Source organism: Micromonospora polyrhachis, assembly GCF_014203835.1.
In the GTDB taxonomy this organism is placed as follows: Bacteria; Actinomycetota; Actinomycetes; order Mycobacteriales; family Micromonosporaceae; genus Micromonospora_H; species Micromonospora_H polyrhachis.
This window is the reverse complement of the sequence record NZ_JACHJW010000001.1, coordinates 5,523,438-5,539,310: the sequence shown is the minus strand read 5'-3', so window position 1 is coordinate 5,539,310 and position 15,873 is coordinate 5,523,438. Positions and strand designations below refer to the sequence as shown.

The window sequence follows — 15,873 nt, the reverse complement described above, 5'->3', positions numbered from 1 at the left end:
GCGGCTATTCTCTGCCGGATTCCGGCCCGTCCTCCGCCTCCGCCTGCCGGTGTGCGGGCTGCGGCGTAGTGGGCTGGGGATAACTGGGCTGGGCGAAGGGTGCCCGGCCGGGCTGGGGAAAGGGTGGCGGGCCGGGCTGGGCGAAGGGTGCCGGGCCGGCGGGCGGGTACGGCGCGGGCGGGTACCCGGGGCGGCGGTAGTAACCGGCCTGCTGACGTGCCAGCCGGATTGCGGCCTGGCGGGCGGTGCGGAAGTCTCGGGCGGCGCGGAAATAGGCACTGGACGAGGGGAGCATCAGCAGTACGCCCGTGGCTGCCATGACCCCCAGTGTGAGTACGGCCGTGCCGGCCATCTGCCACCGGTGCCATGGGATCGGGGCGAAAAGGTCGAGCATGAGAATCGACCCGGCGATGACGACCGCGACCACGCTGAAGATCCAGGTCAGCACTCGCCCTGCTGGCCGCCCGTGCGCGTCCAGCAGCGCGAGCAGGATCGACAGTCCAACCGCGAGCACCGCGACAACCACGGCGACGATGAGGAGGAGAGCGGCCAGGACACCGGCGTCGGCGTTCTGCTCCCGGTCGCCGTAGTAGCGGCTGTACTGCGGAATCGCGAAGAGTGTGGCAATCGCGGCGGTCAGCCAGAGCGCGGACGCACCTGAAAGCAGGTAGGCCGCCACGAACAGGCTGAGGGGCTGTCTGGGCGCGGTGACAGCGGGCACCGGAACGTAGGCGACGGGGGCGCTCATTGACCTGCGGGGGTGGTCGGGGCCGGACCCGCCGAAGGCGTGGCGGCCGGTCTCGTGCGGCGACGGATCAGCAGATAGCCACCAATGGTCAGCCAGGTGAGCACCGGCAGGACGGCCAGCACGTAGAACAGGGGGTTGCCGAGCGGTGACCCGGGCATCGGGTGCGGCGACGACAGTGGCCGTTCGGTCGACCGACCGCCGAGCCACATCGCGCCCTTCCCTGCCTCCGTGGTGGGCTTGACCAGGGCGTCGCGGACCGTCGTGTCCAACGTCGGCCGATCGTTGGCGAACTCGGCACCGCTCAACAGGTCTTTCGGAATGTTGGTGAAGTCGACGCCGCCGTACACGTAGAGCTGGGTCAGCACACGGTTCCCCTCGCGGGTGGTCCGCTCGACCCGGAACTCGCCATCCTTGTACGACTTCACAAACCGATCGAAGACCTCCTTCGGGTCCCACGGCACCCGCGACGGCCACGCGCTAGCGTCGCCGGAGTCGACCAACTCGCCGTACGCGGTGGTCTTTGTCTCGCTGCGCTGCCGGTACCACTCGGCGGCAACTCGGCTGACGTAGACCCGACGCAGGTCGGCGTATTCGGGTGCGGTGTTCACCGCCTTCTCCAACTCCGGCAGGATCCGCTGCCGGTAGACCACCTCGTTGTGCTCGGTGTCGCGGGTCGCCTGCCCGGGACAGTTCGCGCTGGTGGCGGCCCCCTCGGTCTTGAAGTATTCGGTCTCCATCTTGACCTCGAGCGGCGCGTCGAGGATGAACAGTTCGTTGCCGTTCTCCCGGACCACCGCCGGTCGCGGCGTGATCCACTGCCGCATCGAGATGCAACTGGTCTCACCCCGCAGGTTGTCCCAGAACGCCCGACCCCGTGCGGTGTCCGGATGGATCAGTTTGCCGACTGTCTTCTTCATCTGTAGGTCCGCCTCGAGCAGGACCCGGCCCGCGTCGGTCCTGCCGAGCCGCGCGTCGATGATCCGGTTCGGTTCGTCCGGGTTGAGGTTGACCGTGAAGCTCTGCGGTGGCAGGACCAGCCAGGTGAAGAAGGAGTCCGCCGCGAGCTGCGCCGACTCTCGCCCACCGTAGGAGACGGCCACGCCGGGCTTCGCGTCCACCTGGTACGCGTACTGCACCCCCGTGCCGACACCGCCGTCGTAGGTGTCCGAGACGTACCGGAGTTCCAGGGTCGAGAAGTCGACACCGCCAAGCGGCTCTTGCGTGAGGTCCGCGTCCTCAGCGTTGGCATAACCCAGGTCTCTGGCGGCCTCCTCGATCGTCTTCGCGGTCTCGGCGGCGTCCTCGGGGGAATCGGGAGAGCCTGTCATGGCCTCCGTGACCGCGCTCTCGGCCTGGTGCTGCCCGGTGGCGTTCAGCGCGCCCGGCGGCGGCGGGACGACCGGTGGCGGTTCGGCCCCCACGGCAACACCGCCGGCCCCGTCGGGCGGGTCCACCTCCGCCTCGGGCAGGGCACGCACCGGGACCGCCTCGGCTGGCCAATAGCGGACTTCGACCAGCGGGTACGGTGCTTCGCCGGCTTTGACGCGGTCTTCGTTCAGTTTCCTGATCTGGCCGTTGGCTTTTTCGATCTTCTTGAGCTGATCCGCCGCCTTGGTCTTCTCCGGCTCCTCGACCGGCAGGACCCCGATCGCGTAGGTCAACCGCCCGCCGCCCAGTCGCCGTAGGTGCGCCAGGTAGTTGTTCAGCTGTCGTTCGTTGATCCTGACGAAGGCGAGGCTGAACTTGCACTCGACCTGCTCGACCGCGTCAGGGTGGAAGAAGTCCGGCCGGGCGCGATCAGTGGTGTCCGGGTACGTCTCCTCCGACTGCCAGCCACCCCCCACCAGTCCGGCCGCCGCTCCGTACGCGGCCTGGTATCCGGCCCCACGGGAGTTGTTGTTCCAGGCGGTGATGGTCGAGTTCTCCCACTTCAACCACGTCCGCTCCGTCTCGCGGTCCCTCGCTGCCTGCGATGCGTTCTTGAATTTCTTTTCAAGCCTTATCTGCAAGGCTGCCCGCGCACTGCTTTCCCACCATGCGGAGAGAAGGTGGTTCACCGTGCCCGTCCGATACGCCTCGTGTGGTTTCAGCTTCGACAGAGAACCGTCATCCAGCCTCGGCGAGTCCCACGGAATCCGACCTCGAAGGTAGTCATAGCTCGGGTATTCGAACGTGCGCGCGAGATCCTCGGCGGACGGCGCGGCAGTGACATCGATGCCGGGCAACGGGATCGGCGACGGGGCAGCGTTGGCGGCGGGGGCACCCGCAAGCCCCACGAACGCGCACAGCAGAGCCAGGACCAGGGCGACCGCTGCCCCGGGCCGCCTGTGCGATCGGATCATATTGATCACCCCTGTAGCCGGCGACTCCACGCGCCCACAGGATATACGGTGACGTCAATGATCTACGCGTCCAGAAAACGTGTCGTAGTGCGCGATCAGATGCCCCGGCTGATCAATTGCGTTCCCCAGGGTAAGCGCGGGAACGATCTTTCCCTCGTACGGGCCCACCCGGCGGAGACACCTGCCACCCGGATTGATATCCGAGGATCCTTCAAGCATCCACTGACCGCCGAGTTCGCGGCGTATCACCTCACCCAGATACCACGATGCCCCGTCGAGGAATTCACGATTAGCTGTTGACACCAGGTCCTCCCGGGTGGGCACGGCCCGCCGGACCGCCTCCTCCAGTGCATCGAGTGATTCTCGGGAGAAGTCCAGGGTCGCGCCGGGTGCGTAGGCTGCGGTCCAGTCTGCGAAGTCGGCCTCCCGGCGTACGAGCCAGGTGGGGAGGTCCGCCGTGTCGGCTGGTTCGAGCAGGTCGAGATCCGTCGGCTGCTTCGCGGGGTGCCACGAGGGCCGTTCCGTTCTTGCCCGCCGTACCGCCGATTCCCACCTCAGGTAGAGCGCGCCGAACTGTTGCCCGTCGCCGACCCGGACCGCCGTCATGATCAGGTCGATCGGCGACACCGAGTCCAACTCGAGCACCGGATCCGCCACCACGAACGGCACGTCGTGGCCTCCACTGTCTAGATAGTCGTGGCCTCCGCTGTCGGGGCCGTCCGGCCAGGCCCAGGACCCGCCGGCGAGTCGCAGCAGCACCTCGCCCAGGTAGCCGGCGACGCCCAGCACGAAGTCCTGCTCGTCCGGGTCGTGGACGTCGTCCGCAAAGTCGAATCGCTCCAGCATGGCCGCTTCCAAACGGTCGAGCGACTCCCCCGAGAAGTCCAACTCGATGTCCTGGGCCAGTTCGCCATCCCGCAGCGACAGGAACCGCTCCAGGAGAGAGTCGAGCCAATCCTCTAGCGGATCTTCCTTCGTCTCCATCCCGCTACCTCCAAGGATCAGCAAGCGCCAGTGGTAAATGTACCGGCGGGCGCACCATCCCGGCAGCCACCCGTTACGGTCAACCCGACCGGGCTTGCCGGTTCAGAAGGAACGCATTGTCGGCTGCAACAGGAACACCTGGTCAGCGGCCCCGGTGCAGGTCGATTGGGCGACCTCGGCTCCGTTCTCCACGTCCGCCAGACCGCCGAGAATTCCGAGGCAAAGCCCGCTGTGAGTTGGTCGGATTCGATACCCGTTCGGCGCCGGTGTCTGAGCCGGCTCCAGTTGGTAACGCTGATGGGGTGCCCCGGTGCACTTGTCGGGTGCTATCAGCGCCTCGTCGACTGTTAGCGCTTCGTCGACGGTGAGGCATCCGACGCCTTTCTCCCGATGATGCCATCGGATCTCGTAGACCCCACCGATACTCGTCGCAGCGAGGTAGGTGTCCGGAACAATCGCGGCGCATGGACGTTGGACGGCAAGGGGACGATCGGTACGACGGTTGCGTTCACGGCCCTCGCCGACACAGAAGCCATGGTCGGGGATATGAGCGGGCTGGATGAGGAACCAGCCTTCAGCGAGCAGTTCGGACTTGGCACCAACGCCCTCCCCTTGGCTGCCAGCTCGCTCGGACAGCAGGACCGCCGCGAAACAGATCACCAGCCCGACGACACCCAGGCCGACCACCGCTGACCACAACCGCAGGCGTCCCTTCACCTGAGGATCCGTTGGCACCTGCCCAGCGCTGCTGCCTGACGGCGGTTCAAGCGGTTCGGGAGACCTTGATGCCGGGTGTTCGGATCCCATGGCGATACTGATGCCCACCGCAGTCCAGCGGTCAGCAGCGTCCTGATCCAGGCCGCAGGCTAGGACGAACGTCGCGATCAGCGGGGCCCGGGGCAGGGTGTTTCGGCCAAGCATCGTGGCGACGGTGCTCGGCGGAAGCGAACCTCCCGATGCCCGTGCCTTCGCGGCCAACTCCCGATACGACAGCCCTGACCACAGGCGTAACGCGTGCAGGGCCGCGACAAACTCTGGGGCGTTCATGGATGGATCGGGCTCCGGTGGCATCGACACAGGCCACTCCCCACTTCCAGGTGGTCCGATTCAGTTGGAACCATCAGCACTCAGATGGCCAGACATTCACAATCTCGGATTCTCAGCTTGGTGGCTACCAGCAACCGTCGTCACCTCGACCGCCAAACGGCAGGCGCCATGGTCGAATCGGCGCATGCGAAACTGCCCCACCCCAGCTCAGCCCCTTTCCCGCCGGCCACCACGTGTGCAGCCCGCCGAGGCGATGCCAGAGGTACGGAGATAGTGAGGAGCCCGGCGTAGCCCGCGAGGCCGCGAGGCCGCGAGGAGCAACCGGCTCAGCGGTCGCTGTCTTGGCCGACCGCCTCGGTGACGATGCGGTCGACCTGGGCGCGTACCGCCTCTGGCGTTGTTTCCATCACCACGGACACGTTCGCGGCGGGAGCGCCGCTACCGACGGTCACGAACCGCGCGGACGGGAACCGCGCCGCGTTCTCCCGTACGGCACCAACCGGTGCCGTACCGACCGCCAGCACCAGGTCACACCGGTTCTGCACCAGACTTCCCAGGTAGGTACGCGCGTTGTCGATCGTCTGCGCGCCGTCGACCTGAAGGAACTGGACCTTCGCGCGGGTACGCAGTGACGCGTCCTGCATCCCGGCCCAGACCACGGCCGCCTCTGCCCCGGTTACACCCTGGTCATCGGTGAGCAGACAAGCGGTGACCTCCCGGTACTGTCGTGCTCGGGGCTCCGGTTCGGGGTCGGGCCACAGTGCCCAGGTCACCGCACCGGCCACCACCGCGAGCAGCGCACCCGCCGCCCACCAACTCTGGCGCCGGGGGGGCTGATGCCCGCGCCACCAACGCGCAATCGCTGTCCCGCGACCGGACCTTCCACGCACCTGCGCCCGTCGCCCCACCCCGCCACCTAGCACGGCGAGAGACTACCTGGATATGAATGGGGTCATTACCCCGTCAAGGTCAGCATCGTCCGTCGTGGAGGGGACGACGCCGGGGGCGCGTCCGGGATGCGTCGTCCGGAGCGGTCGCCGGGGAGCCAGACCCGGATCTCCTTCGGCCGTGCTGCCGCCCCTCGTCCCCGAGCGGAGATGGTCACTTCCCGCCGGCGGAGCCGTCCCCGGCCCTGGCCGAGCCCTTCCCAGGCTCCGCGCATCACCCGCAGGGTGACGTCGGCACCGTCCCATTCGCCGTACGGGACGAGCACACTGCCACGCTGGCGGGCCCGAGCGGCCAGCCGAGTCACCACCGAGGCGCTGACCGTTCCCGGTACGGCGGTGACGACGACGTCGACCCCGTCGATCAGGGCGGCAACCACGGTCGCCCACTCCGGGCCGGGGTGTGGCACGAGGGCGAGCCGGTCCAACGCGATGCCGAGATCGGCTGCCGCGACCGCCCCGAAGGTGGGTACGCCGACCACGGCGCACCAGGAGCCGGAACGGGACGCCTCGGCGAGCAGCGCCAGCATCAGCGATGTGCCGCCGCTGTGCGCAGGCCGGCCGGCGGCGACGGCGACCGTGCTGCCTCGGCGCAGCCCTCGGTTGGGCAGTAGTCCGGACAGCTCGGGTAGCACCGGCAGCAGCCGGTGGGCACCGACCGGGTCCGGTGCGCTCGCCGCGCGGACCAGCCCCGCCAATGCGGTGGAGCCGACCACCATCCGGCCCGCCATGGCCAGCCCACCCCCGTCGTACCTGGATCGTTCTGGTTGTCCTGGATCGGGCCACCGTGTTGGCGATGGACCGATGTGCTGTCTTCGTCGTCGGCTTGGGTACGAGCGGCAGCCGGTCAGGCGGCCAGCCCGTCGAGGGCGGGCTGGTGGGCGACGCCGAGTGCTGCCTCAACCACCGCCACGAACTGTTCGGCCGCGCGCAGCAGGTCGTCGGCTTCCCGGGCGGTCACCACCCGGGGGATGCCGGCCTCGGCTGCGGCCCGTTTGGTCGCGCCGGTGGCGAAGAAGTTCGCCCAGTCGCCCAGGTCCGGGGCGACGATGACCAGTAGCGCCCAGACGCTGGTGACCCGGTTTCGGCGGGTGGGGGCGGGACGGGCCCGCGCGGCGAGCATCGCTGCGGCGGCACGCAGGGCGGCCAGGTGGGCGGCGGCGTAGCGCAGGCCGTCGGGCCGGGTCTGGGCGGCTTCGGCCAGCCCCTGACGGGCGATTGCCAGCAGTTGGGCCGGAGTGCGGTGCGGCAGCATGTGCGCCGGCACTGTGGGGGCCGGAACCGGAGTGGTCGGCATGGGATCGTCTCCTCCGCGTCGCCAACGTCACGCGTCCCCGGGAAGCGGCTGGAGCCGGTGGTGACGCGCTGGACCTGCTAGCCCTGTGGTGCGTGGGGAGACGCACCGGTAGGTCGCCGGCCGGATGTGGACGCTTCCCCACACCACACCCGGCCGGCTGAACCGGGCTGGTCCGCGGCTCGCCGCCCGGGGGTCGTGGGCGGCGAGCCGCGGTCCTGCCTGTAGGGGGCTGGGCTCGCGACTGCCCAAGCCCACGCGGTCCGCGGAACCGCATCCGGAACCGACGCCGCGAAACGCCGTCCCGGAGGCTTGAACGAGCATCCGATCGAATCGAACACACGTTCGAACTACTGGAGACAGTACACCTCCCCCCGGACAAAAAAGCAACCTTCGCCGCACGCCGGGCCGGTCGAACGCGTCGGCACGCCGCCCCACCACGGGTTCCCGCCCACCCACGCCGCGTGGTCCACCGGTCACGATCAGATGCCCATAGACGGATCGCTCGACACCCGGCAAGATCGATACACCTAACCGGACAGCCGATCCCAACCGGCTGTTCGGTTCCTGTCATCCGCTGTCGGGAGGATGCCCGACGGGGGATGCGGCCATCAACAGGAAGCGGGGAAATGGGACTTCCACACATCAACAGTCGCCGCCGCTGGCAGGCGCTGGGCCTGCTCACCGCGACGGCGGCGGTCACCGCCATCGGCGGGCCGGCGGTGGCGGCACCGGTGAGCGGAGAGATCCGGCTCGCCGGCACGCCGAACGCGGTGCCGGGCAGCTACATCGTGGTCCTCAAGGACACCATGACCGCCAGCACCACCTTCAGCGATCGAGCCCGCGCGGTGGGCGATCGGGCACGGACACTCGCCCGGGGTCACTCCGGCACCGTGGGGCACGTCTACTCGGCCGGTCTGACCGGGTTCGAGGTGAAACTCTCCGAGGCGGCGGCCCGACGGCTCGCGGCCGACCCGTCGGTGGCGTACGTCGAGCAGAACCAGGTGGCCTCCGGCACCGGTGGGACGCAGCCCAGTCCCCCGTCGTGGGGGCTGGACCGGGTCGACGAGCCGACCCGCCCGACGGATGGGGTCTACACCTATCCCAACAAGGCTGGCTCGGTGCACGCGTACATCATCGACAGCGGCATCCGGACCACGCACACTGACTTCGGCGGCCGGGCCAGCAGCGGCTTCGACGCGGTCGACGGCACCGGGGTCGACTGCCACGGGCACGGCACGCACGTCGCCGGCACGGTCGGCGGCACGACGTACGGGGTCGCCAAGAGCGTCCAGCTCGTCTCGGTACGGGTGCTCAAGTGTGACAACACGACCACCTCGGCCGAGACCATCGCCGGGGTGGAGTGGGTGACCGCCAACGCGATCAAGCCGGCGGTGGCGAACATGAGCATCGGCTTCTCCAGCGGCAGCACCACCGTGGACGCCGCGGTGTCCCGGTCGATCGCCTCGGGCGTGACGTACGCGGTCTCCGCCGGTAACTCCAACGCCAACGGGTGCACCCCGTCGCCGGCCCGGGTGCCGGAGGCGATCACGGTCGGGGCCACCACCAGCACCGACGCCCGCTCCTCGTTCTCCAACTACGGCACCTGTCTGGACCTGTTCGCACCAGGCAGCGCCATCGTCTCGGCCACCAACGCCAGCGACACTGCCAGTGCCGCCTGGAACGGCACCTCGATGGCGGCACCGCACGTGACCGGGGCGGCGGCGCTGATCCTGGCGGAGAACCCGACGTTCACGCCGGCCCAGGTGCGTAACCGTCTGGTCGCCGGGGCCACCTCCGGTGTGGTGACCAGCGCCGGCACCGGTTCGCCGAACCTGCTGCTGCGGGTCGAGGGTGCGCTACGCAACCAGTACACGCCGGCCGAGGCGTGCGGCAGCGGCTACCAGGTGATCAACTCCCGGCCACTGTCGACCAGCACCGGCAGCCTCCAGGGCCGGGTCTACCTGCTCTACAACAACAGCAACGCGAACAACTGCGTGGTCACCATGAAGGCCACCTCGCTGGGCACCGCGACCGCGGTGGCGGCCTACCTGGAGGTGCAGGGGTCCACCCGGCGCACCGACAGCGGCTCGTTCTCCTACTACGCCGGACCGGTGACCCAGGCCGCCGCCGGTAAGTGCGTCAAGTGGGGCGGAACGGCCGGCGGGGTCAGCTACAACAGCCCGTTCGAGCACTGCGGCTGACCTGCCGAGCATCGCGACCGACTCGCTGAGTTACCCGGATCGCCCGGCCGGCACCGGCCGGGCGGTCCGCTCACCCGGCAAGGATGGTCCACTCACTCAACAGAGGCGGTCCGCTCACCCGGCAAGGATGGTCCGCTCGGCGTCGTAATGGCCGGTACGCGTTTCACCCCTGTCATCAGCGTGGGTAGCCTCAGCTGGTGACGACTCCCCGCCCGGCCCTGGGCATCGCCATGGTGCTCGGCTCCGGTGTGCTCTTCGCCGTGAACGGCACCATGTCGAAGCTGGTGCTACGCGCCGGCATCGAGGCACCCCAGCTGACCCTGCTGCGGGCCGCCGGCGCGTTCGTCGGCCTGCTCGCGCTGAGCCTGCTGCTGCGTCCCGGCCCCCGCCGGCTCCGGATCACCGTCGGCCAACTCCCGCTGTTGATCGGCTACGGCCTGACCGGTTTCTTCCTGGTCCCGATGCTCTACTTCGTGGCGATCTCCCGAATGCCGGTCGGCATCGCGCTGCTGTTCGAATACACCGCCCCGCTGCTCGTCGCGCTCTGGGCCCGGTTCGGCCAGCACCAGCAGGTCCGCCCCCGGCTGTGGGCGGGGCTGGCACTCAGCCTCGTCGGGCTGGCCGGCGTCGCCGAGGTGTGGGGCGGCCTGCGACTGGACGGGCTCGGCGTACTCGCCGGCTTCGGCGCGGCTGTGCTGCTGGCGGTGTACTACGTACTCGGCTCGCACGGGGTGCGCAGCCGCGACAGCCTCTCCCTGACCACCTGGGCATTCGGCACCGCTGCCGTGGCGGGCCTGCTCACCCGGGCGGTCACCGCCGGCACCGGCGGCTGGGAGCCGCTGGGCCAGAGCAGCGGCGGCGTGCCGGTCATGCTGCTCTGCGGGTACGTCGTCGTACTCGGCTCGATCGCACCGTTCCTGCTGGTGGCCGGGGCACTACGGCACCTGCCGGCGACCAGTGTGGGAATCATCGGAATGGTCGAGCCGGTGCTCGCAGCCGCCGTCGCCTGGGTCACCCTGGGCGCGGGCGAGGCGCTCAGCCTGGCGCAGCTCACCGGCGGCGCGCTGGTGCTGGTCGGCGTGGCGATCGCCGAGACGGCCCGGGTCGCCCCGACATCCGCCCCGCCCCCCGCCCCCGACCCGCTCTTGAGCACCAGCGGCAGGGCAAGATGACGGGATGCAGCCACATCCGAACGTGCAGGCGGTCCAAGACGCCCTCGATGGCACCACCGCCCTGGACGGCTCTGGCGCGCCCAGCCTGGTCCGGGTACTCCCCGACGCGGTACACACCGCTGCCGCGGCGGCCGCCGCGCTCGGGGTCGAGGTAGGACAGATCGCCAACTCGCTGATCTTCGACGCGGACGGTGACCCGCTGCTGGTGCTCACCTCCGGCGCGCACCGGGTCGACACCGCCCGGGTCGCCGCCGACCTCGGTGTCACCCGACTCAAGCGGGCCACCCCGGAGTTCGTCCGGGAGCACACCGGTCAGCCGATCGGTGGGGTCGCTCCGCTCGGGCACCCGAAACCGATCCGTACCCTGGTCGACACCGCGCTCGCCAACTACCCCGAGGTGTGGGCGGCCGGTGGCGTACCCCGGGCGGTCTTCCCCACGACCTACGCCGAGCTGCTGCGAATCACCACCGGTCAGGCGACCGAAGTAGCGTGACCGCCCCGGCCAACGACCATCGTTGGTCGGCGTTGGTCGACCACTGGTCGGCTGCGGTCACGGCGGCCAGTGCGATCAACCCGGCCGAGGTCACGGCGGCCAGTGCGATCAACCCGGCCGAGGTCACGGCGGCCGGCGCGGCCAACCCGACCAGCATCACGGCAGCCGGGCGTGACCTGCTCGACCGGTGGGGTGAACCGCAGCGGCACTACCACACCGTGGCGCACCTCACCGCCGTACTCGCCGTGGTGGACGAGCACGCCGGCCACGCGGGCCAGCCCGACCTGGTACGGCTCGCCGTCTGGTTCCACGACGCCGTCTACGATCCTCGCTCCCCCGGCGACGCCAACGAACGCGCCAGCGCCGCGCTCGCCACCACCATCCTCACCGACCTCGGTGTGCCATCCGACGCCATCGCCGAGGTCGCCCGGCTGGTCCGGCTCACCGCCGGGCACCACGCCGCCCCGGCCGACCGCAACGGTGCCCTGCTCTGCGACGCCGATCTGGCCGTGCTCGCCCGACCACCCGCCGAGTACGACCGCTACGCCACCGCCGTCCGCCGCGAGTACGCCCACGTGCCCGACGACCTGTTCCGCGTCGGCCGGGCCGCCGTGCTGCGCCAACTACTCGACCTGCCGATGCTCTACCGGCTGCCGGCGCTCGCCGACCGCTGGGAGGAGTCGGCCCGCGCCAACCTCACCCGCGAACTCGCCACGCTGGTTTCGACGACCGACTGAGCCAACATCTGCGATGGCTTGGCCACTAGCTTCGACGGCCTGGCCAGGTGCTTTGGCAGCCGTAGTCCGGAACGGTAGAGCAGTTCGACGATCTCCCGGCTCGACACCACCTGGGCACCGAGCCACACCGCCCGGACGAACCGCTCCGCCGGCAGGTCGTAGTGGTCGCGGTCGAACGCCCGCCGGGGAGCGCCGAGCATCTCGGCGAAGGCGTGCAGTTCCGCGTACGACACGTCACTGACCAGGTGCGACCAGAGTCGCCCGTGGGCGGGCCAGGCGGGCTGATCGACGTACAGCATGCTCAGCACGGTAGTCGGCTCGATGCCCGGACCGATCGGCTGCCTCGGCCGCCGACGGGTTCGGCCAGGGGGGATCAAGCCACGCTGAGGTCGTCAGTACGGTGACCTTCTGATGGAGCGAAACCGTGGGGAGTCGGCGAGCCCGACGTCGGACCTGGTCACCCTGCACGTCTGGCGGGTGTCCCGAGGCGCACTTCCCCGCGCGCTGACCCGGATGGCGTGGGGGCCACGCCGACTGCGCAACACGCCCGGCGTACGGTTCGGCAAGCTCCTCGGGACCGGCACCGGGACCGGCTTCGGACCGACCGACGCGGACCTGACCCGGTGGGCGGCGCTGGTGGTGTGGGCTGATCCGACCCGCGCGGCCGCCTTCGACGAGACCCCGGTCGGCCGGTCCTGGGCCCGGCTCGCCGAGGCGAGTGCTCGCCTCGACCTGCGGCCGTTGGCCAGCCGTGGGCAGTGGTCCGGGGTCGAGCCGTTCGGGGCCGCGCCGCTGCCCACGGCTGCGTCCGGCACCGGAGCATCCCGACCCAGCTCACCGGGGAGCGCTCCGGTGCTCGCGCTGACCCGGGCCCGGCTGCGCCCGCGTCGGGCGGTGACCTTCTGGCGGGCCATCTCACCGGTCGCCGCCGCGCTACGCGACGCCCCGGGCCTGCTCGCCCGGTTCGGCATCGGTGAGGCGCCGCTCGGCTGGCAGGGCACGGTCAGCGTGTGGCGCAACAGCGCGGACCTGGTCAACTTCGCGTACCGTCACCCGCAACACCGCGCGGCGATCACCGCCACGCCGGTCCGGCGCTGGTACGCGGAAGAGCTCTTCGCCCGGTTCGAGGTATGCCGGGTCAGTGGCGACCGGGCGGTACTCGGCTGGGCCGCCCCAGGTGACGATGGACAGGTTTCCCCAGGTGAGCAAGGACAGTGAGGAGCGGACAGGCATGAGGTTGGTGCCGTGGCAGCCGGACGATCTCGCCCGGCGGTTGGACGACGTCATGGCGGTCTACGGCGAGGCGATGGGTTACCGGTCCGAGTTGCTGGAGGCCCGCCGGGGTTACATCGCCAGCCACGCCCGTCGCCCCGGGTTCCGGGCGGTCGCCACCCTCACCAACGACGGCCACCTGGCCGGCTTCGGCTACGGCTACCTCTCCCACCCGGGGCAGTGGTGGCACGACCAGGTCTACAACGCGCTGGACCCGGCGGCTCGGACGGCCTGGTTCGCCGACTGCTTCGAGGTCGTGGAGCTGCACGTACGGCCACCGGCCCAGGGGCACAGCCTGGGGGCCCGGCAACTGGCCGCCCTGCTGCGGATGGCGAACGGCAGCACCACCCTGCTGTCCACCCCGGAGGCGGACGAGGCGACCTCCCGGGCCTGGCGGCTCTACCGACGGTTCGGTTTCCGGGATGTGCTGCGCGGTTTCCGCTTCCCCGGCGACGAGCGGGCGTTCGCCGTACTCGGCCGGGAACTGCCGTTGACCCCACCGGCGTCGTGACCGGGCTGCCCGCCACTACGCCGGTCATCGGCTCGAACCGGGCGCGGCTGTCCTGGCTGCTGCTGGTCGTACTGGTGGTGGTGCAGATCGGCTATCCGCTCACCGAGGGCATCGACCGGGCCCGGCTGACCGTGGTCACGGTGCTGCTGGGCTACCTGCTGTCAGTCGGCCACGCCCTGGTCACCCGGGGTCCGCGTACCGCCGGGGCGCTGGTCCTGATCACCACCGGCGGCGGGCTGGCGGTGGAGGTCGTCGGGATCGCCACCGGCGTCCCGTTCGGCGTCTACGAATACTCCGGCCAGCTCGGCCCGGCGGTGGCCGGCGTGCCACTGGTGATCCCGCTGGCCTGGACCTGGATGGCCTGGCCGGCCTGGCTGGTGGCGGTACGCCTGACCCGCCCCGGCTTCGCCCGGATCGTACTGGCCGGGTGGGCCCTGGCCGCCTGGGACGTGTTCCTCGATCCGCAGATGGTGTCGGAGGGCTACTGGACCTGGCGGGATCCGACTCCCGCCCTGCCCGGCGTGCCGGGTATCCCACTGGGCAACTACCTGGGCTGGCTGCTGGTGGCGGTGGCGTTCGCCGGGCTGCTGCGGCTGGCCGCCGGGCCGGGTGTGGCGGTGGTCGGCGACGCGGACGCCCCGATGTACGGCCTCTACCTGTGGACCTTCGCCAGCAGCGTGCTCGCCCACGCGGTCTTCCTCGGGCTGCCCGCCTCGGCTTTCTGGGGGGCGCTGGCCATGTCGCCGGTCGCCGTACCACTCGCGGTCGCCGTGGCCCGCCGGCACCGGGCCGGTCGGGTCCGGCCGGCGACGTGACCTGGCTGGCCGTCGGGGTGGTCGGGCTGACTGTGCTGATCGCGGCGCTGACCGGGCACAGTTATGTCAACGCCACTCGGTGGTTGCGCCACCTGCCGTCGACGCCACCCGGCGATGAGCCAGCCACCGCGGCCGAGCCGTCCAGCGCCCCGGTCACCGTGGCCGAGCCGTCCAGCGCCCCGGTCACCGTGGCCGAGCCGGTCGCGGTCCTGCTTCCGGTACGCGACGAGGCCGACCGGGTGACCGGCTGCCTCCGGTCACTGCTGGCCCAGCGGGGCGTACCGGAACTGGAGATCGTGGTGTTGGACGACGGCTCGTCCGACGGCACCGCCGAGGTGGTCCGCTCGGTCACCGCCGATGACCCCCGGGTACGACTGGTCACCGGAGCGCCCCTGCCGCCCGGCTGGCTCGGCAAGCCGTACGCCTGCCAGCAGCTCGCCGAGGCGGCCGGGCCGGATGTGGGCGTACTGGTCTTCGTCGACGCGGACGTGGTGCTCACCCCGTACGCGGTGGCCACCTCGGTGGCCGCGCTGCGCGCGGTCCCGGCGGCGCTGCTGTCGGCGTACCCCCGGATCGTGGCCGGCTCGGCGGGTGAGCGGCTGGTCCAGCCGCTGTTGCAGTGGTTGTGGCTGACCTTCCTGCCGCTGCGGGCGATGGAGCGCTCGGCGCGGCCGTCGCTGGCGGCGGCCGGCGGTCAGTTCCTGGTGCTGGACCGGGCTGGCTACCAGCGGGCCGGCGGGCATGCGGCGGTGCGGGACAAGGTCCTGGAAGACATCGAGCTGGCCCGGGCGGTGAAACGTTCCGGCGGCCGGATCGCCCTGGCCGACGCCTCGGCACTGGCCGACTGCCGGATGTACGGCTCGTGGCGCGAGCTGCGCGACGGCTACGGCAAGTCGCTGTGGGCGACCTTCGGCTCGCCGGTCGCGGCGGCGGCCGTCGTGCTCGCCCTGCTCCTGCTGTATGCCGCCCCGCCGGTGCTCGCGGTGGCCGCCGCGCTCGTCGGTGAGTTGTCGATCGCGGCGCTGGCCCTGGTCGCCTACCTGCTCGGGGTCGCCGGCCGGGTGGTCGGTGCCCGCTCGACCGGTGGTCGATCGTGGCCGGACGCCCTGGCCCATCCGCTGTCGGTGGTGCTGCTCGGCTGGCTGGTCGCCCGCTCCTATCGGCTGCGGCGGCGGGGACGGCTGTCCTGGCGCGGCCGACCGGTGCGCTAACCGCTGACCGCTGACCGCTGCCTGCTGAGCGCTGTGCGGCGGATCGTGGTGGTGAACAAGTGCTCCTGCCCGTGGCGCATTGGCCCAGTCGACCGGGAC

16 protein-coding genes are annotated in these 15,873 nt (G+C 70.6%); 8 read left to right on the top strand and 8 right to left on the bottom strand.

The features are described from left to right. Positions 1-4 precede the first annotated feature (4 nt). From FHR38_RS24585 to FHR38_RS24555, 7 genes are all read right to left on the bottom strand, one after another. The gene (locus FHR38_RS24585; protein ID WP_184536880.1) at positions 5-748 is read right to left on the bottom strand and encodes a hypothetical protein; all 744 of its coding nucleotides are present in this window, start codon (positions 746-748) and stop codon (positions 5-7) included. Beyond that, complete coding sequence (locus FHR38_RS24580; protein WP_184536879.1) at positions 745-2,682, bottom strand: hypothetical protein; 1,938 nt, start codon at positions 2,680-2,682, stop codon at positions 745-747. The genes FHR38_RS24585 and FHR38_RS24580 overlap by 4 nt, the downstream gene beginning before the upstream one ends. A gap of 462 nt (positions 2,683-3,144) precedes the next feature. Further along, the gene (locus FHR38_RS24575) at positions 3,145-4,074 is read right to left on the bottom strand and encodes a hypothetical protein (RefSeq protein WP_184536878.1); all 930 of its coding nucleotides are present in this window, start codon (positions 4,072-4,074) and stop codon (positions 3,145-3,147) included. 102 nt (positions 4,075-4,176) lie between these two features. Next, positions 4,177-4,791, bottom strand: a complete 615-nt coding sequence (locus FHR38_RS24570; protein WP_184536877.1) for an RICIN domain-containing protein — start codon at positions 4,789-4,791, stop codon at positions 4,177-4,179. 656 nt (positions 4,792-5,447) lie between these two features. Further along, complete coding sequence (locus FHR38_RS24565) at positions 5,448-6,029, bottom strand: type 1 periplasmic-binding domain-containing protein (RefSeq protein ID WP_184536876.1); 582 nt, start codon at positions 6,027-6,029, stop codon at positions 5,448-5,450. Between the two features lie 47 nt (positions 6,030-6,076). After that, on the bottom strand, positions 6,077-6,796 hold the full coding sequence (gene imuA' / locus FHR38_RS24560) for a DnaE2-dependent mutagenesis accessory factor ImuA' (protein WP_184536875.1): 720 nt from the start codon (positions 6,794-6,796) through the stop codon (positions 6,077-6,079). Positions 6,797-6,912: 116 nt separating this feature from the next. Next, complete coding sequence (locus FHR38_RS24555; RefSeq protein ID WP_184536874.1) at positions 6,913-7,362, bottom strand: SAV_6107 family HEPN domain-containing protein; 450 nt, start codon at positions 7,360-7,362, stop codon at positions 6,913-6,915. A gap of 626 nt (positions 7,363-7,988) precedes the next feature. On the opposite strand from FHR38_RS24555, the gene FHR38_RS24550 reads away from it, so the two are divergent. The 4 genes from FHR38_RS24550 to FHR38_RS24535 all read left to right on the top strand — a co-directional run bounded on the left by FHR38_RS24550 (position 7,989) and on the right by FHR38_RS24535 (position 11,965). Beyond that, positions 7,989-9,563: a S8 family peptidase gene (locus FHR38_RS24550; protein ID WP_221449169.1), complete on the top strand. Its 1,575-nt coding sequence runs from the start codon at positions 7,989-7,991 to the stop codon at positions 9,561-9,563. A 197-nt stretch (positions 9,564-9,760) separates the two neighbouring features. Then, positions 9,761-10,735 carry an EamA family transporter gene (locus FHR38_RS24545; protein WP_221449168.1) on the top strand — a complete coding sequence of 325 codons (975 nt, stop codon included), beginning with the start codon at positions 9,761-9,763 and terminating at the stop codon, positions 10,733-10,735. Positions 10,736-10,739: 4 nt separating this feature from the next. Then, a complete protein-coding gene (locus tag FHR38_RS24540) occupies positions 10,740-11,228 on the top strand; it encodes a YbaK/EbsC family protein (RefSeq protein WP_184536873.1) in 489 nt (162 codons plus the stop codon). A gap of 107 nt (positions 11,229-11,335) precedes the next feature. Further along, on the top strand, positions 11,336-11,965 hold the full coding sequence (locus FHR38_RS24535; protein WP_184540150.1) for an HD domain-containing protein: 630 nt from the start codon (positions 11,336-11,338) through the stop codon (positions 11,963-11,965). Here FHR38_RS24535 and FHR38_RS24530 read toward each other — a convergent pair. Beyond that, positions 11,872-12,264, bottom strand: a complete 393-nt coding sequence (locus FHR38_RS24530; protein ID WP_184536872.1) for a DUF4031 domain-containing protein — start codon at positions 12,262-12,264, stop codon at positions 11,872-11,874. The genes FHR38_RS24535 and FHR38_RS24530 overlap by 94 nt on opposite strands. Positions 12,265-12,376: 112 nt before the next feature. Between FHR38_RS24530 and FHR38_RS24525 the strand changes: the two genes are divergently transcribed. From FHR38_RS24525 to FHR38_RS24510, 4 genes are read left to right on the top strand one after another with little or no spacing between them, the layout of a single operon-like run. Then, on the top strand, positions 12,377-13,183 hold the full coding sequence (locus FHR38_RS24525; protein WP_184536871.1) for a monooxygenase: 807 nt from the start codon (positions 12,377-12,379) through the stop codon (positions 13,181-13,183). 13 nt (positions 13,184-13,196) lie between these two features. Then, positions 13,197-13,748: a GNAT family N-acetyltransferase gene (locus FHR38_RS24520; RefSeq protein WP_184536870.1), complete on the top strand. Its 552-nt coding sequence runs from the start codon at positions 13,197-13,199 to the stop codon at positions 13,746-13,748. Next, the gene (locus FHR38_RS24515; RefSeq protein ID WP_312882390.1) at positions 13,745-14,563 is read left to right on the top strand and encodes a carotenoid biosynthesis protein; all 819 of its coding nucleotides are present in this window, start codon (positions 13,745-13,747) and stop codon (positions 14,561-14,563) included. The genes FHR38_RS24520 and FHR38_RS24515 overlap by 4 nt, the downstream gene beginning before the upstream one ends. Beyond that, positions 14,560-15,774: a glycosyltransferase family 2 protein gene (locus tag FHR38_RS24510; RefSeq protein ID WP_376771432.1), complete on the top strand. Its 1,215-nt coding sequence runs from the start codon at positions 14,560-14,562 to the stop codon at positions 15,772-15,774. Before FHR38_RS24515 ends, FHR38_RS24510 begins: the two co-directional genes overlap by 4 nt. Positions 15,775-15,873: the final 99 nt, after the last annotated feature.